Below are 22536 nucleotides of genomic sequence, written 5' to 3'. Positions count from 1 at the left end.
ACCCCCTCTATTAGTATTAAAACTTGTTTTTATTTGTAATTCAGATTTTGTGATATATCTGTAATGTTATAGAAAAAATTTTTGTTTTAAAATTATAAATAATGAAAGTTTATATATCCTTATGTTTGCTATTTAGTGTATTGAGTTGTACCTCAAAAAAACAAAATAATATTCCAGAAATAGAGGGATATCATTTGGTTTGGAATGATGAATTTAATATTGATGGCGTTCCAAATCAACAAAATTGGCATTATGAAACGGGTTTTATAAGAAATGAAGAAGCTCAGTGGTATCAAAAAGAAAATGCTTTTTGTAAAGGTGGTAATTTAATTATTGAAGCTAGAAAAGAAAAGAAATCAAACCCAAATTTTGTTTCTTATAATAATAAAAATTGGAAACATAATAGAGATTCAATTTACATAACTTCAAGTTGTTTAATTACAAAAGAAAAAAAATCTTGGAAGTACGGTAAATTTTTGATGCGTGCAAAAATACCAACAGAAATGGGATTGTGGCCAGCATTTTGGACACTTGGTTTAGAGCCCAATTGGCCTGCTAACGGAGAAATAGATATAATGGAATTTTATAAAGGCGATTTATTGGCAAATATTGCTTGGGAATCTAATCAGAAATGGAAACCTATATGGGATGCTAAAAAATATGCTATTGAAAGTTTTAATGATGAAAATTGGTCTCAAGATTTTCACATTTGGAAAATGGATTGGGATGAAAATTCAATAAAATTATATGTTGATGAACAACTGTTAAATGAGGTGGATTTAAAAGAAACATATAATCAAACCCATAAAAAAATAAATCCATTTCACAAGCCACAGTACTTATTGTTAAACCTTGCTATTGGAGGTGTTAATGGAGGGGATTTTTCTAAGACAAAATTTCCTGCTCAATTTATAATAGATTACGTTAGGGTATATCAAAAAACAGAATAAAAAGATGATGAATAAAAAAATATTACTAGGTGTTTTTTTTATGTATGTGTTTACAAATGCACAGAATAATGCTTTTAAAATAGAAAATCCAGATTACAATAAAAGTCCACTTACAGGAATGACTAAACAGCATTGGAAAGATGCTGCTATGTATTTATTAAAAGGAGCTTTTAGTTATATCAATACGCTAGAAGATTCTATGAAGTTTCCTAAACAACCAGGTAAAAGTTACCCTCATAGTGAGAGTAGAGTACCTACAGAAAAATTAGAAGGATTGTGTAGAACTTTATTTGTGGCTTCTCCAATATTAAAGGAAAATCCAAATTTGGTTATTAATAATATAAAAGTTGCAGATTATTATAGGTATCAAATAGGAGAGTTAACCAATCCTAAAAGTCCGGCTTACATAGTACCAAGAGGTAACGGTGGTCCCAGTCAAAATTTGGTTGAATTTGGGGCTTTAGCATTATCTTTATTAGTAAATCCTGAGGTTTTATGGGAGCCTTTAACACAGCAAAAAAAAGATGATTTGGCAAGGGTTATGTTAAGTTATGGAGATGGACCTACTGTAGACTCTAATTGGAAATTCTTTAACATTTTTGTGTTGAGCTTTTTTAAAGATCAAGGATATAAGGTTAACGAAGAATTGTTGGTAAAATATTTAGAAAAATCATTAACACATTATAGAGGAAATGGATGGTATAATGATAGTCCTGCTTATGATTACTATAGTATGTGGGCTTTTCAAATGTACGGAAAAGTATGGTCTCAATATTTTGGAGATAAATATTATCCAGAAATAGCATCAAAATTTAAATTTAATTTCAATGATTTAAAAGGGAATTATCCATACATGTTTAGCAAAGATGGAAAAATGATTATGTATGGAAGGAGTATTAGTTATAGGGCGGGAGCAGTAGTTCCTTTTCCATTAATGGGATTTTCTAATGATGAAAATATAAATTATGGATGGATGCGTAGAATAGCATCAGGAGTAATTAAACAGTTTTTTACACATCCAGATTTTATGAAAGATAATGTACCAACTTTAGGGTTTTATGGTGCTTTTGAACCTGCTGTACAAAATTATAGTTGTAGAGGTAGTGTGTATTGGATGGGGAAAATATTTTTTGGTTTACTAGTACCCGACAATAGTCCTTTTTGGACAGCTACAGAAAATAATGGAGCTTGGGAAAATGAGTTGAAGAATGATGAAGTTTATCATAAATTTCAAGGAGAGTCAGAGGTGTTAATTACAGATTATCCAAATATAGGAGCAGCAGAAATAAGAGCTTGGTGTCACGAAAAAGTAAAAGACGATTGGCAAAAATTTCGTTCTACAGAAAATTACAATCGATTATCGTACAATAGTGCTTTTCCTTGGCAAGCAGATGGCGAAAATGGTGAGGTTGCCATGAATTACGTTATTAAAAACAATAAAAATAAGTGGGAAGCATTTAGGTTGTACACTTTTAAAAAGTTTGAGAAAGGAATTTATTATAGAGATGTTGTTTTAGAAACAGATGAAAATATTAAATTCAATTTAGCGGATATTCCTTTAGCCAACGGAATTCTAAGAGTTGATAAAAACAATAGTGATAAGCCTATTGCTATAAGGTTAGGACATTATGCATTGCCTAAATTAGATAGAGAAATTATTACCACTAAAAAGAAAGTAGGCGGAAATGAAGTGACTATTATAGATAATGGAATGTATAAGTTGGCAATGATACCTCTTTTAGGTTGGAACAAATCAGAAGTAATAAAAGCTAAAGGTTTGCACCCGGAAAGTGAAGAAAGCGTTGTAATTGATGTAGTAACAACTACTAAAAGTCAACAAAAATCTAATATTTTAGCAACCCTAATGCTTTGGAAAAAATCAGGTGAAAAATTCACTAAAAAGGAATTGTGCCCTGTAAAAAACATCGTTAAAAGTTTTGATGAGAATACAATTGAAATTGAGTTTAAAAAGGAGGAAAGTAAAATTGTAAAGTTTTAAAAAATTACATTTAATTAAAAAGAAGAACGTTTTAAAATGATATCTATAAAAAAGAAAAAAATATACATATTAAAGTCTATAGCAGTTTTAAGCTGTTTGGTTGTTTTACTTTCTTGTGGTAAAAATGTGACCGTTTCTCATATAGGGAAAGGTTGGGGAAATAACTCAGTAAATACTGTAAAGTTTAGAAAAAATGCTTTGACTACTTTTAAAAATGAGCAATTTGTAGCCTATTATAATGAAAATAGTTATTTAACTCTAGGGAAAAGAAAATTAAACGCTAAACATTGGGAGTTGGTACAAACACAATACAAAGGAAATACCCATGATGCCCATAATGATATTAGTATAGCCGTAGATGGTAATGGTTTTTTACATGTAAGTTGGGATCACCACAATACAAAGTTAAGATACGCCAAAAGCGTAGCACCATTGAGTTTAAAACTAGGAGAAGAAAGTGGTATGACAGGAAAAGATGAAAATCGTGTAACATATCCTGAGTTTTATAATTTACCAAACGGAGATTTAATGTTTTTCTATAGGTCTGGTTCTTCGGGTAGCGGAAATTTGGTGATAAATTCATATGATGTAAAATCAAAAACATGGACACAGCTACAAAATAATTTGATTGATGGACAAAATAAAAGAAATGCTTATTGGCAAGCTTGTGTAGACAAACAAGGTACTATTCATATTTCTTGGGTTTGGAGAGAAACTTGGAAAGTTGAAACCAATCACGATATGTGTTATGCACGTTCTAAAGATGGCGGAAAAACTTGGGAAAAATCTACAGGAGAACAATATGAGTTGCCTATTAATTTAGCATCAGCAGAATACGCTTGGAAAATTCCTCAAAACAGTAGTTTAATAAATCAAACAGCCATGACTACTGATGATGATGGAAATCCTTATATAGCAACTTATTGGGCTGATGATAAAACCCCACAATTTCAAATCATTTATTTAGAGAATCAAGCATGGAAAAAAACAAATACAGGTTTTAGACAAACTTCTTTTGTGTTGGGAGGAGGAGGAACAAAGAGTATTCCTATTTCTAGACCAGATATTTTAATAAATCAAACTGGTCAAAAAACGTTAGTTTCTATATTGTTTAGAGATTTAGAAAGAGGAAATAAAATATCAATGGCTTTTTCTGATTTAAAAAACAATCAACCGTGGAAAGTAGTTGATTTGTCTAATGAATCTGTAGGGCAATGGGAACCTAATTATGATATTTCTTTGTGGAAAAATAAAAACAAACTACATGTATTTATGCAAAATGTAGTACAAATTGATGGAGAAGGAGTTGCTAAAGAAAAAACATCTGAAGTAAAAGTATTAGAAATTGAAAAAGTGACCTTGTTAACAAACAAGTAATTTATGCTTTTAAATTTTCTAAAAGATGTAAATAATCATATTGTAAATCTTCGTGTAACGTACTAATTTTCTTTTCAGTGCTTTTAATTTCTCTGGCATATATATTAACTAATTGTTGGTTTTTAGTTATTGAAGGCCTTATGGAGCGTAGTTTTTTACAAAAGTAGAGTAGTAGTTCAACTTCTGTTTCTTTTACGTTAGAATAACGAATGTAAGTTTTTATAAGTTTAAGAATTTTTCGAACACTTTTTTTAATATAAAAATAAGAACTAGTGTTAATGTTTTTAAAAGCTTCATCAACTTCTATTTTAATTTCTTTTATATAATCTTGCTCGTTTTCGGCTTCAAAAAGTAAATAGGTTAAAAGTTCTTTATTCTCTTTTTTAAATTTAGATAATCTTAAAATAATATTGATAAGTTCTGTTCTATCAATTTCATTTAACTCGGTTTTTAGTTGTTTTACAGTTGCAGTGTTCATAGTACAACGAAGATATGATAAAACACTTTATTATTAAATATAGTTTTTGGTTAGTAAATAAACAGCTAACGGGTTATTATGTTAAGTTTTTGATAAAAAAACAATATTTTATTTTTGATATGAGTAGTATTTTTTTATATTCGCTGCATTATTGCTGTTTTTGATAGCGATAAACTAACTAAAACTAACTATTTTTATAAACTATTTTTTAGGTGTGCATTTGTAGTCACTACAATGCACACCTTTTTTTATTATTGTTTTATGATTCGAGTTACCCCTGATTCTCCTTTTATTTTTATAAAATAAATTCCTTTAGGTAGTTTTTCAAAATTTAATTTTACATTATTACCATTGGCAATAACGCTATTGATTTTTTGACCTGTAATGTTGTATACCTCAATAGTAGATCCTGTAATATTCCCTTTTATGGTAGCATCAGATTCTGTAGGGTTAGGATATAGAATAATGTTATTTTGGGTTTGTATATTTTTATTGCTTAAATCTTGAGTGTTCGTAGCAAGTTGTCCACAAATAGAAATTTCATAAATGGAGTAAGCCCACACGGTTGAAGGAACTGTCATATCTAATCTAAAATATTGATATGAACCTGATATGTCTGAAATAACATCAGTTCTTTCACCAGAAGCCAGACCATTAAAACTTTTAAGTTCTGTCCAAGTTATATTGTCACTTGAGCCTAATAGTACATAATCACTTGCATTTGCTGTTTCCCAAGCAATACTTATTTCAGTAATAGAACATTGTTGTCCTAAATTAAGATCAAAACTACAAGGATCTGTAGAGTCTGCAATCCACCTAGAACCCATGTCTCCATCTATAGCAGCAGCAGCTGAGTTATTACCAGAAGAAGCACTTGCTTGTCCACTTAAGTTGTAACAATCTTCAGGTTGTTGACCAGCTGTTGGTAATTCAGGATAAGTTACTAGTGTTTTAGCAGGTACATTAAATGTAGCAAGGGTTGATCCAGAATAATCGTACACAGTACATTCTTTTGCAACATCAGATGGATTAAAAACTACGGCATGAGAAAAAGTTCCATTTTCTTCAAAAACACTACTAGAAGGAAAGTTTGTGTAATAATTAAAAGAAAAATCTCCTAGGTTTTGAATGGCATGTGTGTAATAATATGTCATTCCAGAGACTTCATAATCCATAATATAATCACTATTGCTTTCTTCTAAAGCTAAATTTGTATTCATAAAATTAGACACATATTCAGGATCAAACAATAACCTAAATCCTAAAGCTACTTGTGCCCAATCATCTCCAAAATCAATTTCTCTTGTAAAACCATCTATGGCTAAAGATTCATTCATCATGTCGTTATATTCTTTATTTGCCCAAGTTTTATTTTCTGCTAAATATTTAAAACCTGGAGCCACAGGTAAGTATTGAATACCGTGGATATGAACAGGGCTTGCACTAAAATAAGTACCATAAGAATAGCCACCATTCCATAAAATACCAACCATTTCATGATTATAAGCTTCTGGTAAATTTTCTTGATCCCAATCAAACCAATATTCCATAGTAGCGGCTGCTTCACTTCGGTAACCAAAAGCTCCTGCATCTCGCATTTCATCATTCCCCATTACATCTCCTAACAAAAACATTCCAATCCAAGACTGCATAGCTTCTGAGGTTGATTCTTGATTGTTTCCACCACCAGAACTAGTTCCACCTGCATAAGAATGACCTATCCAAGGATCAAAAGTTCTGAAATAAGGTAAAAAGGTATCATCTCTTTGCCAGTTAGCATATTGCTTACAAACCAGTTCTAACATTCCTTTGTAATCATTTAAAAAATCGTTGTCAATCATTCCGTATAAAGCAGCAGCATGAATTAGATATCCGTAATGAAAATGATTGTCTGTAAATTGTGCTGAACCATAAGATTGATCAAACCCAATTAAAGCTTTCCAACGATCGTAGCGAGCAAAATAATGAGAAGTCTCTCCCTGGGTATAAGTCAACCAATCTACCAAAGACTCTTTGGCTAAAGCTTTAAGTTCTATGTAAGATTGATGATTTAATTCCTTAGCCATTAATGCATATTTAGCAATATTAACAAGGTCTTTTCCTCCCCAGTATGTATCACCTCCATAACTTTTCTTTTTAGATGCAAATTTGGAAATTAATTCATATTGAGTGTTTGCATTGTACGCATTATTATCATCGGTGTTTTGATAAGGGGCTGTAAAACTTGGTAAAACTCCACCAAAATTATAAGAAAATGAAAAGGATTTACCTATAGCGGTTTTCATAGTTCCTCTTGTGGTAACATAATTACGATTGGTGAAATTCACATTATTAAATGTGGTGTTTTTATATTGATGAGGTATAAATCCTTGAATGGTATTTCCATCAATACCCCCATTTAAATTTTCCGTAGTAATATTCCAAGTTGTATTTATTTTTCCCGAATTTACATCGTAAGAATAATTTACAATTGTTTCTACTGGTTTGTTGTGAGCATAATTGTTAAATTCAGTAAGGTCACTATATTCAGTTAAGGCAGAAATCACAAAATGATTTTCTGTTCCATTCATATTAATAACTAATTTTTCTTCTTGACCTGCTGCTGATGCCCAACGTGTTCCTGAGTTTCCGTCTACAGCTAAGTCTGGTGAATAGGTGTTTTCTTGAGATGATGCAACGGCTGTTTTGTTTAGGGCTACGTTGGTTTCTCCACTATAAATTTCAATTTCATATAATGAATATTCGTAATTGGTTCCTTTTTCAGTTAGTACAATTCTAACATATCTAGCATTACTAGAAAGACTTATGTTGTCTGTTCCACCATCTCCATTAGTGATGGACTGAACAGTTGTCCAGTTTGTATTATCATTAGAAGTTTGAATATTATATCCTGAAGCAAAAGCGGTTTCCCAAGTTAAGTTTATAGAGGATATTGCATATTCTGATCCTAAATCTACAGAGATATAGGTTTGTCCGTCAATTTGAGCAGTAGCTCCATCACCTAAATGAATTCCAAACAATCTGCCCTCAGAAGCTAAAACAAATGCTCCGCCAGATGTAATAGGAAATGTAACAGGTGTACCATTAGCATTATAATAAGAAGCTCCTCCGTTAGCTACAATTGTTGGATTAATTCCTGTAGTTTCAATTTGTGTAAATGGAATTCCATGTGCCATGGTAACATTCATGTTAGCACCTGTTTCGGCATCTGGCATTCCCATTACTACAGACCAATCTGTCCAGTCGGCAGCTATTGCTTTGTCTGGAGTATAGTTGTCTGCTTTTATCACCAATCCATTTCCTCTATCAAGGTTAGATCCATCTTGAGAGAATCCTATTGGGTATTGTACTTTTAAACCTTCTGAGGTTGGTTCCATCACTAAAGGGTAAGCAAATAATAAACCTCCGTATTGATCTACTAAAATACGTGTCCACCAATCATTGGTAGGAATAGGTCTGGTTTCACCATCAGAAACATAAATAGGATTGTTGTATACAAAATCATAATCGGTATAATAAGTAGTTCCTTCCCATTCAAATTCTAATTCTTGGCTAGGAGGGTAGGAGGCATAACTACCTGATCCTACAGAAACAGGGGTTTGAGCAAATAGTAAATTTGTGATAAATACAGATAAGGTTACCACAAGGTATTTACAGTTTTTAAATAGCATAATTATTGTTTTTTTAGTAATTAGTTTGTTGTTATAGAAAAATAGCATGGATATTATTTTTATAACAACACAATAATATCTGAATTACCTAGGATGGCTACATTTTGTGAGTAGATTAAATGTTGACAGGTTTTGTAGTGAAGTATATTTATATACAACAATAGTGTTTAATTGCTTGTTATATATGATGTTACAAGAGTATTATAGTTTTGTTAAAAAGATGGGGATTTATGTTTTTGGGAAAAATAAAAAGCCATAAATATTAATTTATGGCTTCTTATATAAGGGTATTTAGGAACTATTTTGTTAACTCATTTTCTAGAATTTTTTTAATTTCTACATTGTTTTTATGTCCTAATTTGGGAGTTACTAATTCTCCTTTTTTGTTAACCAAAGCATAATGAGGAATTCCTGTTATTTTAAATTTATCTTTTAAATAATTCCACTCATCTTGATTGACTCTATAATGTTCTCCTTTGATATTTGGGATGGCATTGTTCCATGTTTTTTCTGGAGAACTTGGAGCAGAAATATATAAAAAGACCACTTCTTTGTCCTTCATTTCTTCTTTTAGAGGTGCTATTCTTTTAATTCCAGATCTACAAGGTCCACACCAAGTAGCCCAAAAATCTACATAAATAACCTTTCCTTTGAATTTAGCAATTATAGATTCAAAAAGTTCATCACCTTCTGTTTTTTCTACCTTATTAACATTATATCCTGTTTTGGTTTTATTGGCTTCTATTGTTGCTTTTGTTTTATTATTGGCAATGTCTAAATAGTTTGCTACCTCTGCATTTGCAATTTCTTTTTTGATGTAGTTTAGTTTAGCATCAGTATAAGGAATTAAATCATTGGTTAATTGTCTAGAGTTTTGCCTAAGTGTTATAATATCAAAAACCAAACAAGAGTCTAAACCTAAAACTTTTTTCATTTCATCCATTTTAGCTTGATAATATTGTTTTGTAGCTAAGTTTCTATATTCTTCAGAGTATTTTTTATTAAAATCTTTTAAAGTTTCTCCGTGTTTTTCTTGAAAATTTTTAACGGCTTCCTTTTCTTCAGTTGTTGATATGTTTTCAAAAGCAGTTAACATTTCTTCGTCTAAAGGACTTAATTTTCCTTGTTCTTTTAATTTGTTTTTTAAAATTAACAAAGCATTTTCGTTAGGTTCTTCTATTCTTATTTTGTTAAGCATTTCTGTATTGGCTCTATAGAATAGGTTGAATCTTGTTTTGTATTTTGTATTAAAGTCTTTTTGTCTTTTTTGTTTTTCAGGAGTATTTAAAAGTTCATTTGCTTTAATAGCTTCTACTTGTTCATTAGGGATATCAATATTTTGATTTAATAAATAAGTAAGCACATTATTAGCGGTAATTGGGTTGTTTGTGTTTGGTGAAAAAATATCTATGTAAGATAAGTAATTGATGAAATACGAATAGTTTTCTGCCATTACTGATTTTTTGCTGTTTAATACCTCGGAAGTAATATCAGAAAAATAGGTTTTATCTATTTTATAATTTGGTAAATCATCTAGTTCTTCAGGTTTTAGATTTCTTTTAGCAGATCTTGAATACATATCATAGGCTAAAATATTTGTTAAGTTTTGATATTCTAAAGACATTTTTTTTAATTCTAATGCCTTATTACTAATAAATGTGGTTTTATTTAATTCATCTAGTTTTTTTAAAGCTGTAGTATATTGTTTGTTTATTATAGCCTTATAATCTTCTGGCTTGGTGTTTAATATGTTTTCACGGGTTTTTTTGTTAATTCCACTTAACCTAATGTCTTTCATTTTTAACAAATCGGTATTTATTTGGGCTAAATCTCCCATGAATAAATCTTTTTTCCCACTAAGTACATGATATGTTTCCTTTCCTGGAGCCATAAACATAGAAGTGCTTTTATTGAAAATACGAGAAAACACAAATTGTGGACAGGCAATAGTAAGCTCTAGTGAGAAAGTTCCATCATCGGCAATTTTAATTAAATGAGATTCTTGTTCCCCTGTAAAGATGTTATTAACATAAAGCATTCCTGTTTTAATACCAACTCTAGGTGTATAATCTTTTATAACACCACTATAGATAGCAGTTCCGGGTTTAAGTTCAGGGGTTTCTAGAGCTTCATTTTTTTCAGGGGTGTTGTTGGGGTTATTTGTTGCTTTTAAGCTGTAAGTTTCTTTTTTATTTTTATCATCTTTAATTTCTAAAGATCCATCTTTGTTTAGCTTGGCTTTAATGGTTTTTGTATTTCCGTTTTTTTCTAAAACAACAGTGTATTTGTTTTTTTTAGTTTTTACAGATTTATATGTCCATAGTTCTTTATTTACAATTGCTTGTTTATTGTAAAAAGCATAATCGCAAATTTCACTCCCGTTGGTTTTAAGCCAATTTCCTTTCATTTCTTTAGGTAATTTAGAGGTGTTTTTATTGTTTAAAGAAATGTTGTAAACAAACCAGTAATTAGATCCATCTCCTTCTTTAAAATCAACAAGTCCTACCTCCTCTGGAACTTTGGTAAAATATACTTGATAATCAATTTTACCCGTATCGTCTAGAAAATGTTTTTCTCCAAAAGGAATACCTTCGGTTTTAGTAGCATAATATTCTTTTCCCGTTTTAAGATCTACTAAACGAGTAGATTTGGGAACTTGAATCCAGTTGTTAGGTCTAAAATCAATATGGAAGTGTAAAACAGTAGCACTGTCTAAGTGTTCTATTTTTGTAATAGCACCATTGAGGTTGTTTAATCCATATTCTGGATTGTCAATGGTTTTGTTGGCAAAAACTCCAAAAGAGATCAACGCTAACAGATAAGTAAAAAGTTTCTTTTTCATTTTTTTTGAATTTTATTAATGTTGGTTTATTTATGGTTTTCTATAATACTTTCTAATAAATAATCGAATTTATGCATGGAAAAATCATCATCAATTATATCTCCTTTTTTATCTATAACTACATATCTTGGTATTCCGTTAAACTTAAATAGTTGACGTAAGTAATTATAATCATCTGTAGACAGTCTATAAATGTTTTTAAGCTCTTGTTCTTTAACAAACTTGTCGTAATTTTTTTTAGGAGAGTGTCTTTCATCAGTAATAAATACAAAATCAAAGTTTGGATTGTTTTCATGTTTTTTTCTAGTCTCTTTCATTCTTTTTATACCAGAAACACAAGGTCCACATGAGGTTGCCCAAAAATCTATAAATAATATTTTACCTTGATGTTTATCTACAATTGCTTTAAATATATCTGTAGCTTTCCCTGTTGGTAATTTTGTAGTTTTGCTACTGTTTTCTGATGTTAAAGGAAATTTTTTGTAGACCATTCTACTACCTTCTTGTATTAAAAATGGGTTTTTGATGTCTTTTTTTAGTTCTTCCCAATATTTGTAAGCGTATTCACTTTTTTTCATTGTACCTATATTGAACTTAAGGCTTCTAATTTTTGTGATTTCATTTATGAAGTTTTCATCAAGTTTTAAAACATTGGTAAGTACTGAGTCTTTTAGTTGTATTCTTTTAATAGAGCTATAAAACCAGTTTTCATCTCGATTTTTTTGAACATATGTGTCAAATTCTTTACGGTATTTAGTTTTATACTCTTCAAATAATTTTTGGTTTTTTTGATGAAATTCATTTTTTGAATCATCACTTAAGTTTTCAAAAGTTTCAAGTAAATTTTTATAAGCTGGTGAAATTTCTATTTTATTATCTTTTATGTAATCTAAAAATGTTTTGTTAAAAGTTATTTCTGTTTTTTTGGGTTTAACATTAAGGGGTTTACTATATTCAAAACGATTGATGAATTCTGAAAAACGATTATCTACTAATAGGCTTTGATTATTTAAATCTATTTTGTTTAAAAAATCATAATACTTAGTTTCTACAGGAGCTTTTAAGACTTTATTTAGCGTGTCTTTTTTTGCATAATAATCTCTATTCATTACAAAATTAAACATCAAAGTAGCGTTATCTAATATGTTTTTGTTTTTTAATAATGTGGCACTTTTATCAGAAAGATTGTGTGTTGCTAAATGCTTTATTAAACGTATTGTGTTTTTTTGATGATTTTTTTCTTGTAGTTTTTTAAACTCTTTGGGAGTGATTTCTTTTTTTTGTTTGTTGAATAATTTATAATCAAAATCATTTTTGTCGTATTGAAGTAAGTCGTAGTTTACTTGAGCAAGAGGCCCCAAAAATTCTATATTTTTAAATACATGTCTATTGTTTCTAAATCTGTCTGCAATTAAAAATTCATTCCAATCTAATACTGTGACAAGTGTTTGTCCAGGTTCTATATATATGTTAATATTGGCCTTGTTCATGTTAAAATAGATGTATTTTGGGTGTATTAAAGGAATATCGGCTTCAAAACGACCATCTTTATGTATTTGAATAACAATAGGGTAATCTTCTCTTGTTATTTCATTTTCCATAAATATAATTCCTGTTTCAAACCCTAAACGTGAATCGTAACCTTTTATGTAGCCAATTAGCTTAGCATTTTTTTTGTTAAAAAAGTTAGGAGAGTTATATTCTTTAATTGGTTCGGACTTTACTTTAGCCAATTCTTTTTTAAACCATTTTGTTATTTTTTTAGGGACTTTATTTTTTTTACAAACTTTTTGTTCGGTTAATGAAATATTAAAAATTAGGTTATTATAGTTTATGTTTTTAACGCCTTTGTCTAATGGAGGAAAAATAGCAACAGTGTTGTTTTCTCCAGAATCTGTCATCCATATTTTCTCTTTAAACTTTACGTTTTCTACCTTAATAATGTTATATTTTTTACCAGTATCACAATCTTCTATATACACATCGTCTTTGTAGTATACCCACCAATTAGGAATTGAAGTATGGTGTATGTGTATTTTCGTTTCAGTATCAGATATTTCTATTTTAGAAATGTTAAACATACCTGTTTTAGTGAGTTCAAAATCGGGGTTTTCAATCGTTTTTTGAGCAAAGCTATTTATAAATAACAGCCCCAACATAAGACTAAATAAGATTTTCTTTTTCATTTTTTTTTTATAAGGAATTCAATTTTTTAAACTAAATATAGAATAGCACCTGTTAATATTGTTGAGTGAATTAGAGTTTGGTATAATATTTTTAGGAATAGGTTGCTTTAGATTAGAAATAACATTATTTAATAGCAACTAAATTTAGGGATTATAAACATGTTTAGAACCTGTGTTTATTCGTAATAAAAGTGATATTGTTAAAGAAATAGCGGTTTTATATTGTTAAAAAGCAAAAAAACACACCTTAGGCATGTTTTTTTAGAATTAATAATTAAAAGTTATTTTTTGATTATTGTATGATTTTTAATATTTGTTGAATCTTAGTTGTATCTACAGAGACTTTTTGATATTCATTAATATCTTTGTTTTTCCCCATTTGAATATCTGGATTAAAATAGGTCATATCGCTTTTTTCAAATGTTTTGCAAGAGGCATGGTATTCTGTAGCTTTTGTTTTTTGATAAATTTCTTTAATATTTTTATTGTTAATTCCACTACCAGGCATGATAATAATATCATTTTGGGCTAAGGTTATAAGTTGCTCTAAAACATCAATACCCTCAAAAGCTGTGTTTTTTCCTCCAGAAGTTAATATTCTATGAATGCCAAGATCTTTAAGTTGTTGTAATGCTTTAAAAATATCATTACACATGTCAAAAGCTCTATGAAAAGTACATTCTAAAGGGGATACTAACTTTTGAATTTCTTTAACTTGATTGATATTAATATCTCCAGAAGCTGTTAACATTCCAAAAACAATTCCATTAGCTCCAAGTTCTTTAATTTTTAAAGCATCTTGTTTTATAATTTCAAATTCTGCATTGTTATATAAAAAATCACCCCCTCTAGGGCGTACTATTACATTAACAGGAATGTTAATATGGTCTAAAACATATTTAATTGTTGCATAAGATGGAGTAGTACCGCCTTCTGTAAAATTTTCACAAAGTTCAATTCTACTTGCTCCTGCTTTTGCGGCTTTGATTGCTGATGTTGCAGAGTAACAACATATTTCTAAGGTATTCATTAATGTTTTTAAGGGGTATAGGGTTTTATAAGTTCTAATTTATCACCAGATAAATTTATTTCAAACAAATGAGGAACTCTATGGTATTTACCATTAACTACAGCGTGACTGTGAATGGCCATTAAAGTTTTTCCTTCAAAAGTTGTAAAAATCATTCCATGACCAAAATTAGGAGGTGTAATAGTTTTTTTTTCTTGTATCCAAGGACCATCTAGAGTTCCGCTTTTAGAATAAGCCACTCCTTGAACATATGTATCGTAAATCCAACTTGTCCAAATCATTCCTAAACGTCCAGTTCCTGTTTTAAATAAAAAACACCCGTCAGTTACCTTGTTTGGACCAATACTACCATCTTTATTTTGTTGTTTACTCCAAGGGGAATCACTTGCTTTAAATAATAATTTTCCTTTTCCAATACTACCACTTAAATCTGGTTTTAATTCAATTTTTTCAATAGTACCATTTTCATTTTGTAACCATTCATAACAATAAACCATATAAGGTTTGTTATCGGTATCAACCCAAAAAGTTCCATCAAGTGTTGGCATGTTAGCAGGTAAGTATGTTTTGTCTTTCATAGGAATGTAAGGCCCTTCAGCTTTATTACTTACTAAAATATGACTCGCCCTACGATCAATAATATTTTTGCCAACAGTATCAATTTTAATTTTTTTATTGGTGAATGTAGCAAAGTAATAATACTTGTTTTTATAGGAGTGAATTTCAGCAGCCCAAATCATGGGTTTGCTTCCCATCCACGAATTAGGATCTGTTTTGGCAACCTTATAAGGTCCTTCCCACTTTTTTAGATTTTTACTTTTCCATAAGTTTCCACCAGTTCCAGTCATGTAATATGTGTGGGTTTTAGCATCGGCTAAAATAAAAGGATCACTAAGTCTAATACTATCTAAAGGAATGTTTTGTTGTATTGTTTTTTTATTTTGAGCAATACTGTTTATTGGTGTTAAAGAATAAAATAGAGTAAGAATTAATGCAATAAAATTTGATTTCATAGCTTGGTTTATCTCAGTTTTTTATTAAAAAAATCAATGGTTCTTTTCCATGCCAAATTGGCTGCTTTTTCATCATAACGAGGAGTGGTGTTGTTATGAAAACCATGATTTACATCAGGATAAAAATAAACAGTATGTTCTATGTTGTTTGCTTTTAAATTGATTTCATATGTTGGCCAACCAGCATTTACACGTTTGTCTAATTCTGCATATTGTAATAATAGAGGAGCTTTTATAAGAGCTGTGTCTTCTGCCGATGGTTGTCCACCATAAAATGGAACAGATGCCAGTAAGTCTGGAATTTTTACAGCCATCATATTAGAAATCCACCCACCAAAACAAAAACCAACCACACCAATTTTTCCATTACAATTTGGATGTCCTTTTAAATAATGATAAGCAGCTATAAAATCTTCTAACATTTCATATCTATCACGTTTTTGTTGTAATGCTCTACCATCATCGTCATTTCCTGGATAACCACCTAGGGGACTTAAAGCATCAGGAGCAAGACTGATGAAATTATCTAAAGCTGTTCTACGTCCTACATCTTCTATGTAAGGATTTAATCCTCTGTTTTCATGAACAACAATTACACCCGGTAATTTTTGATCATGTTTTTTAGGTGTAGAAAGTAATCCTTTTATAGTACCGCCTCCTTTGGCTGAATGGTAAGTAATATAATCAGAATTAATATTAGGATCATCTTTGGCTACTGTAATCGTATCTGTATAATTAGGAGAAATAAAACCAAGCAAAGAGCTCATGGTAATTCCACCAACTGCATAAAGAGATAATTTTTCTAAAAACTGAGTACGATTTATTTTATTGTGTGCATAAGCATCATATAAATCAAAAACCTCTTGTTTGATGTCTTCTTTTTTTAGGGAACTCATAGATTTTAATTTTTTATTAAAATACCTAATAAAAAATGGCTGTCAAAATTTAATATATTTCTTTAAACTAAAATTTTACTTCACCAAAGTAGCTCCCATCAATCCTATTACTAAATCATTAGAATAAGTTTCTAGGGTTAGAGATTTTAATTGTTTATGCTCATTTAGAGGTAAATCTAATAATTGAGCAGCCCCACCATCAATTTTATTCGTTCCATTCTTTTTTAGTACTTCATAAGAATCCATATGCCATTCTCCCGTTTTTAAATACAAACGGGGAGGTTGTGGTTTTCCTGTGTCAAAAGCAAAATCATCTTGATAATAATCTTGCTCTATAGGCCACCAGTTTTCTGGACTGATGAGTTTCAATTTGTCTGAACTTCCATCGGTATAGTTAACAGTTACAATTCCATTCACCATTCTGGTTTGCATATGATGTGCCGATCCAGCCATTAACAAATAAACATGTTTGGCATTTCCTTGTAAAGGAATGTTTACGGATTCAGGATAATTATCCCACTGAGAAGTAAATATAATATTATCCGTAGGCTCTCCTAAAATGTTAAAAGGAATTCCTTGTGGAGAAACAATTTGATTGTTTTTTCCTGCTTTGGCAATTATTCCTTCATCATTAATTTCCTCCGTTTCTTTGTAAGAACACCAATCTCCAATTCCTTGCACAGGAATGCTAAGTGTTGGATAAGGAGAACGAGGAGCAAAATATTGTTCTTTAAAAATATTAACAACCCTATCGTTATAATAATTTTTTAGGTTGATGGTTTCAAAAATAGTATTGGTATTGGATTTTACATTCCAGTTTAAATAAGATTTTTGATATTGAATATCTTTAGTTTTAATGTTTATAAGGTTGGTTCCAGGTAATAAATTATTGTTTGAAATGTTAATGTTTTTAGAAACACCATCATTATCTATACTTATTTTCTCTTGATATTGGTTGATTTCAACAGTTCCATTCAGCAGTTTGTGGGTGTTGTTTTTTATTGCTATTTGAAAATTGTTTTCAGTTCCCTTTTCTTTTTCGATGATTTCAATTGGCGAAATGATATTTAACTGAATAGGTTGCCACCATTGATATTCTCCCTGTTTTAGTTGTACAAATAAAGTTTTGTTTCCTACAGGTGTTTTTAACTTTAACTGAATGTCGTTTGTATGTGTTTCAATAGATGAAAAAACATCTTGGGGATTAAATAAATTTATGATTTTAGCCTTGTTAAAAGGAATTTTTATGATGTCATCAGGAGTTAGGGTATAATTGTTTTTAGGTAAATTAAAGTCAGCACCACTCCATGTAATTTGAATGTCAAAAGTTGAATCAATGGGTGTTTTGATGATAATTTGTGGTTGTCCTACGGTATTTTCTTTATTTTTCCATTCAACCTTTTGTCCGTTTACACTCACATTGTCAATATTTTCTGTTTTAACGTTTAACACTAACTCTAAATAAATATCTGTGTTAAAGTTTGTGTTGATTTTATATACATCAGTATTTTTGTTTTGTTTATAATCAATATCTATGTCTTGGGTTTTCATAGCTGCAAATTCCCAATCTAAAGGCCAACCTGGAGTAATTTCTATTTTTTTATTGATGATATCTGGTTTTATCCCAAACAAACCTTCAACAAAAGCTCTAGAAGCCACACCAACAGGATCGGCAAAATCACGATATAATTCTCCTCTAAAAGCATCAAAATGTGATAATTGTCCAAAATTTCCAGGAGAACTACCCATGTACATATAATCGTACATGGTTCCTTTCATCAACTTAAAAGCCTTGTTGTTTCTTCCCGATTTCCAATAGGCTAGGGCAGTGTGTAAAACTTCGGCCATGGCTACATTGTTAATAGACCAAGTATAAGGCATCCAATTGCTGGTTGATAAAGTGTACAGATTTTCTTGTGTTTTATCATTAGTGTAAACAGGAATATGCGGAATGTGATTATCTACATATTTTGTTGCTTGATACGCTTGAAAAGGATTGCTGATTCCTTCATCAATAGCGTGATAAATGGTCCACAAAGCAGGAGTAGGGTGGACTAATTTTTTTCCTAATAAATCTTGATATTCGGCATAAATTCCCTTGTTTTCTAACCACAAACGTTTGTTAATGGCTTTTAAAATTTTATCAGCTTCCTCTTGATAAGGAGCAGGGTTTACATTAATAAGTTTTGCTAGTTCTGCCGCTTGTTTGTTAGCATTATAATTGTAAGCAGATGCATGAGTAACCGCTCCGCCACTATATTGTAAAGCATCACTTGCCCAAATAGCAGCATAAGCATTGTAAAGTCCATCGTTATCAGGATCAAAATTTCTTTTTTCCCATTCTAAATGTCTTTCTATTACTGGCCAACTTTCTTTTAAAAAATCGGTATCACCTGTCCATTTAAAATGCCATAATAATTGGTTGATAAACACCAAATTCATGTCGTAATGATGAGGTTTACTTTGTTTGTTTGGATTTCTGCTAATGTATCCAGAAGTAAAAATAGAAGTACCTTTTTCTTCTTTATTTCTAGCCAAATGTGTTTTAGGGTCAGCTACCACAGGTCCACTTTTAGGATCGGTATATTGAGCAGTAAAATAACCTCTAAAATGTGATTTTGCTCTGTTGTGATTTCCTAACCAATCGGCAGCATAAGCACCTCTCCAACCTGGTAATGGCATTCTCCAAGCCACCGCTCCATGCATAAAATAAGATTCATCATCCCAAACAGCATCCGCAGCAGTTGCCAATTGAGCTCCCGCAGCATTTAAGTATTTGTCTGGAGTATTCATCCAAAATCTATCTGCAATTTTTTTACGAATTTTATCAGTTTTGTCAAACAAACTTGGCATTGATTTATGCGTTGCAGAGTTTTCTGTGTCAGGATTATAGAGCATAAAATAACTTTCATCTGAATTCTTAAAATTCAGACTACCTACCACAACTGGAGCATCAGATTCTTTTGAATTTAATAATTCATTAGGAGTTTCTAAATGATGAGCATCTCCAATTTTTATAGCACTATTTGTAGGAACAATTCCTGCAATTCTCTTTTTTGTAATGAGTTTACTATTGTGGATTTCATCATTATTAGGTTTAGCATTTTTAGGGAGCTCTCTGCCTTTGTTATAGTATAAATGAAAAGTTCCATCATTTAAATAAATATCATTGTCAACACAGTTTTCTGCTTTTAAATAAAAGTTAGATTCAGGATCTGCCCCTAAATCTCCTTCTCTAGAAAATCTTTTTCCAGTAGCTCCACCAAAAGTCCAAACTAGCTTTACATCCTCAGGAATATTATGAGAATTTACTTTTAAAATCATTCCATCTGCCTCTTGTAAGGCTAATAATTCTAAATCTAATATTCCATCTTTTAAAATAGGATCTGTAATGCTGTATTTTATAGCCCCAGCACCATAGGTCATTTTTATGTTTTTAGCATCTATTAACCAAATAGAGTTTTCATTAGTTGCCAATCCTAACTTTAGCGTTCCTCCATAGCGAGTCATATACAACCCAAATTCAGGCAAATCTCCAGCCTCTACTCTAAAACCAGTATTGGTTCCATACAAAGCACGGTTAAATCGTTTTTCTCCGTTTACAATAACAAACTCATTTCCTTCTGGATGGTAACGGAGTTCACGAGTTTGATGGTGCCAAGTTTTTTGAACATTAATGTTTTCTTTTGTTTCTGTATGGCAACTTGTAAATATTGAAGCAGATAGGAGTAGTAAAAGGTATTTTTTCATAAAATGATTTTAAGGTGAACAAAAAGACTTGTTTTTAAAAAACAGGTTCTAAGTTTTCCCATTTAACTTCCCATTTTCCATTTTTAGGAAAACCAGGGTTTTCTACAGAACATCCATCCCAACCAGCACACATCATGGCTACAGTTTGTAACAAACCTCCATTTCCTGGTAAATAAATTCGCAAACGATCATCTTGATAATTGTGACCATTTTTAAGATAGGTGTTTTTCTGAACATCTTTTAATAATAAATCCAATGCTAGTGCTGGTTTTCCTAGTCTAACTGCCGACATTGAAGACATAGGATAATCCCATCCCCAAGTGTTAGGCCAATCCCATTTTTTGGCTATCACTTCTAAAGTAGCTTCCATTACTTTAGGATCAATTTTATCCCAATGAGGTAAAATTCCATAAGCTCCTAAAACCATTGGATGGTCTCTCATCAATTCAATATCGTTATAAGATTCTGTAGCCCCTTGAATCCCTAAATACAATCCATCAGCTTGATCTGGAGTGGCAAGATTCATTCTAACTTTTTCCCATTTATCATTCTTAGGTTTCTCTAATCTTTTTAACCAATTTTGTGCAGTGGTTAATCCCCAATACCATTGTGCTAACTCAAAAGGAGGATTATAAGTTGTAGTTCTTTCCCAATGCTCTTGTGCGGGAATCAAAGGAGGAGCAAGGTCAAATTGTTTTTTTTCTTCATTCCATACAGGGAAATCAGCCATAAAGTTTGCAGTTTCTACAATTAATTTTTCGTATTTCTTTAGAGTTTCTGGGGATTTGTTTTGGCGATACATTTGTTCTGCCAGCCAAATAATATGAGGTTGTTGCCAAATTAAATAAGATCCTACAGATGATGGACTATTTTCTCCATCAGGACCAATCATTTTTGGCCATCTTACTCCTTCGTATCCTTGATCTATAGCAGTTTGTTTGGCTTTTTCCATCATGTCAAAATAATAATCTAATTGTTGTTCTATTAATGCTCCACGTTGCCATTGTGCAAAATGTGCCACATGCCACCAATGCATTTCTAAGTGAAATTTACCAAACCAACTGTTAAATGTTAATCCTGTTTCTGCAGGTGGTAAATCTCCGGTACTTTGAATTTTAGTTAAGTATTGAGATAAAATCACTCTTCTTTCTAATTCTTTAGCTCTCTCATCTGTACAAGCTCCAAAGTCTACAAATCCACCTTTAGACCAATAATTATGATAAGCTGTTTTGCTATTTTCTTCGGTGCTTTTAAAAGTTGGAACATTGTTCGTAATTTCATCAGGAGAAAACTGGCAAGAAAACTGAATTTGATCTTCGTTTTTGTTTGATAATTTAAACTGATGTTTGTCTGTTTGAGTTATTTCTGAAGTTCCTTCCCAATCAATTTCTACAAAATAATCATCGTTGTCTAGTTGTCTTTTTAGAGTGATGTTATGATTTTTTTGATTTATGATGTCACTTTTATGGGTGTCCATATTTTGCATATCAATTCCGCTACCTGTATGCGCAATTTTTGGAGCTGGAAAATTCCATTCCACAGCCAATTGTCCTTTTTTAATCAATGGTGATTTTACATTTACGGCCACCAAATCACTTTCTTGATGAGCATAAACTTCTACATGAACAGGTTGGTCATCAAAAGTAAAATCAGAAGTAATTTTACCAGTCCACAAGTCTAATTCGTGTGTTGGATTTTTGATATCAGTAAGTTTTGCTTTGGTTCCATTTGCAAAATGTAAATCAAAACCAATCAATCCTAAATGAATTTTATGAGCATTTTCTCTATAATAATCACAAGCTTCTTTGGCTCTTTCATTATCTTTTATTTGATGGCGATAAGGAACTTTTCTTCCTTCAACCTCAAAGTATTTAATAGTTTCTTCCCATTTATAATTTTCATTATTTGGTAAAGAGTGCCATCCCCAGTTAGACATGGTTCCTAAAGAAACCCCTTTGTCATATTCAGCCCAAAAAGTTTGTAACCCAGTAATATCTGTAGTAAAAGTAAAATTTCCATTTCCAACAGAAAGAGATGCTAATGTATCAGCTTCTTTAATCACAACATTGTTTCGGGTGACTACTTCTTTTCTGTCAATTAACGTATCTTCCTTTTTAGCATTTGTACAAGCAATCATTGCTGAAAATAAGAGACCTAGCATTATTTTTTTCATCATCAATTTTTAATTTTAGAGAACTTTTGAAATTATATTTTGTCTTTGATTTTAGTGTCCTGTGCTTTCGGGGTTATAGAAAAGCTATTATCGAAATTAGAATATGATTGTGTTTGCAATAGGTAATATAGTATTGAAAATACTTGAAATATGTACCGTTTTGACTAATTT

12 protein-coding genes are annotated in these 22536 nt (G+C 30.8%); 3 read left to right on the top strand and 9 right to left on the bottom strand.

What is annotated here, in order from left to right:
* The first annotated feature begins 101 nt into the window (after positions 1-101).
* From ACXGQT_RS04315 to ACXGQT_RS04305, 3 genes are read left to right on the top strand one after another with little or no spacing between them, the layout of a single operon-like run.
* Positions 102-950: a glycoside hydrolase family 16 protein gene (locus tag ACXGQT_RS04315; protein ID WP_457830178.1), complete on the top strand. Its 849-nt coding sequence runs from the start codon at positions 102-104 to the stop codon at positions 948-950.
* Positions 951-954: 4 nt separating this feature from the next.
* The gene (locus ACXGQT_RS04310; protein WP_457830177.1) at positions 955-2949 is read left to right on the top strand and encodes a DUF2264 domain-containing protein; all 1995 of its coding nucleotides are present in this window, start codon (positions 955-957) and stop codon (positions 2947-2949) included.
* A gap of 36 nt (positions 2950-2985) precedes the next feature.
* Complete coding sequence (locus ACXGQT_RS04305; protein ID WP_457830176.1) at positions 2986-4326, top strand: BNR repeat-containing protein; 1341 nt, start codon at positions 2986-2988, stop codon at positions 4324-4326.
* Between the two features lies 1 nt (position 4327).
* On the opposite strand, the gene ACXGQT_RS04300 is transcribed toward ACXGQT_RS04305, so the two are convergent.
* From ACXGQT_RS04300 to ACXGQT_RS04260, 9 genes are all read right to left on the bottom strand, one after another.
* A complete protein-coding gene (locus ACXGQT_RS04300) occupies positions 4328-4804 on the bottom strand; it encodes a hypothetical protein (RefSeq protein ID WP_457830175.1) in 477 nt (158 codons plus the stop codon).
* Positions 4805-5055: 251 nt separating this feature from the next.
* The gene (locus ACXGQT_RS04295) at positions 5056-8475 is read right to left on the bottom strand and encodes a glycosyl hydrolase (protein ID WP_457830174.1); all 3420 of its coding nucleotides are present in this window, start codon (positions 8473-8475) and stop codon (positions 5056-5058) included.
* Positions 8476-8773: 298 nt separating this feature from the next.
* Entirely contained in the window at positions 8774-11317 is a 2544-nt protein-coding gene (locus tag ACXGQT_RS04290) for a TlpA family protein disulfide reductase (RefSeq protein WP_457830173.1), read from the bottom strand.
* Between the two features lie 26 nt (positions 11318-11343).
* Entirely contained in the window at positions 11344-13503 is a 2160-nt protein-coding gene (locus ACXGQT_RS04285; protein WP_457830172.1) for a TlpA family protein disulfide reductase, read from the bottom strand.
* A gap of 292 nt (positions 13504-13795) precedes the next feature.
* Positions 13796-14533 (bottom strand): copper homeostasis protein CutC, encoded by a 738-nt coding sequence (locus ACXGQT_RS04280; protein WP_457830171.1) that lies wholly within the window; start codon positions 14531-14533, stop codon positions 13796-13798.
* 8 nt (positions 14534-14541) lie between these two features.
* Positions 14542-15546 carry a glycoside hydrolase family 43 protein gene (locus ACXGQT_RS04275; protein ID WP_457830170.1) on the bottom strand — a complete coding sequence of 335 codons (1005 nt, stop codon included), beginning with the start codon at positions 15544-15546 and terminating at the stop codon, positions 14542-14544.
* An 8-nt stretch (positions 15547-15554) separates the two neighbouring features.
* Positions 15555-16442, bottom strand: coding sequence for a dienelactone hydrolase family protein (locus ACXGQT_RS04270; protein ID WP_457830169.1), 888 nt, complete (start codon positions 16440-16442; stop codon positions 15555-15557).
* Between the two features lie 75 nt (positions 16443-16517).
* The gene (locus ACXGQT_RS04265) at positions 16518-20192 is read right to left on the bottom strand and encodes a DUF4450 domain-containing protein (protein WP_457830168.1); all 3675 of its coding nucleotides are present in this window, start codon (positions 20190-20192) and stop codon (positions 16518-16520) included.
* Between the two features lie 34 nt (positions 20193-20226).
* Complete coding sequence (locus ACXGQT_RS04260; protein WP_457830167.1) at positions 20227-22365, bottom strand: hypothetical protein; 2139 nt, start codon at positions 22363-22365, stop codon at positions 20227-20229.
* Between the last annotated feature and the right edge of the window lie 171 nt (positions 22366-22536).

This window comes from Wenyingzhuangia sp. IMCC45467 (assembly GCF_054111205.1).
This window is presented reverse-complemented; position numbering and strand designations above follow the sequence as displayed.

What these genes read in the sequence shown, in the direction of transcription:
- ACXGQT_RS04315 (WP_457830178.1), top strand. Translation starts at nt 102, where the DNA reads ATGAAAGTTTATATATCCTTATGTTTGCTATTTAGTGTATTGAGTTGT.
- ACXGQT_RS04310 (WP_457830177.1), top strand. Translation starts at nt 955, where the DNA reads ATGATGAATAAAAAAATATTACTAGGTGTTTTTTTTATGTATGTGTTT.
- ACXGQT_RS04305 (WP_457830176.1), top strand. Translation starts at nt 2,986, where the DNA reads ATGATATCTATAAAAAAGAAAAAAATATACATATTAAAGTCTATAGCA.
- ACXGQT_RS04300 (WP_457830175.1), bottom strand. Translation starts at nt 4,804, where the DNA reads ATGAACACTGCAACTGTAAAACAACTAAAAACCGAGTTAAATGAAATT.
- ACXGQT_RS04295 (WP_457830174.1), bottom strand. Translation starts at nt 8,475, where the DNA reads ATGCTATTTAAAAACTGTAAATACCTTGTGGTAACCTTATCTGTATTT.
- ACXGQT_RS04290 (WP_457830173.1), bottom strand. Translation starts at nt 11,317, where the DNA reads ATGAAAAAGAAACTTTTTACTTATCTGTTAGCGTTGATCTCTTTTGGA.
- ACXGQT_RS04285 (WP_457830172.1), bottom strand. Translation starts at nt 13,503, where the DNA reads ATGAAAAAGAAAATCTTATTTAGTCTTATGTTGGGGCTGTTATTTATA.
- ACXGQT_RS04280 (WP_457830171.1), bottom strand. Translation starts at nt 14,533, where the DNA reads ATGAATACCTTAGAAATATGTTGTTACTCTGCAACATCAGCAATCAAA.
- ACXGQT_RS04275 (WP_457830170.1), bottom strand. Translation starts at nt 15,546, where the DNA reads ATGAAATCAAATTTTATTGCATTAATTCTTACTCTATTTTATTCTTTA.
- ACXGQT_RS04270 (WP_457830169.1), bottom strand. Translation starts at nt 16,442, where the DNA reads ATGAGTTCCCTAAAAAAAGAAGACATCAAACAAGAGGTTTTTGATTTA.
- ACXGQT_RS04265 (WP_457830168.1), bottom strand. Translation starts at nt 20,192, where the DNA reads ATGAAAAAATACCTTTTACTACTCCTATCTGCTTCAATATTTACAAGT.
- ACXGQT_RS04260 (WP_457830167.1), bottom strand. Translation starts at nt 22,365, where the DNA reads ATGAAAAAAATAATGCTAGGTCTCTTATTTTCAGCAATGATTGCTTGT.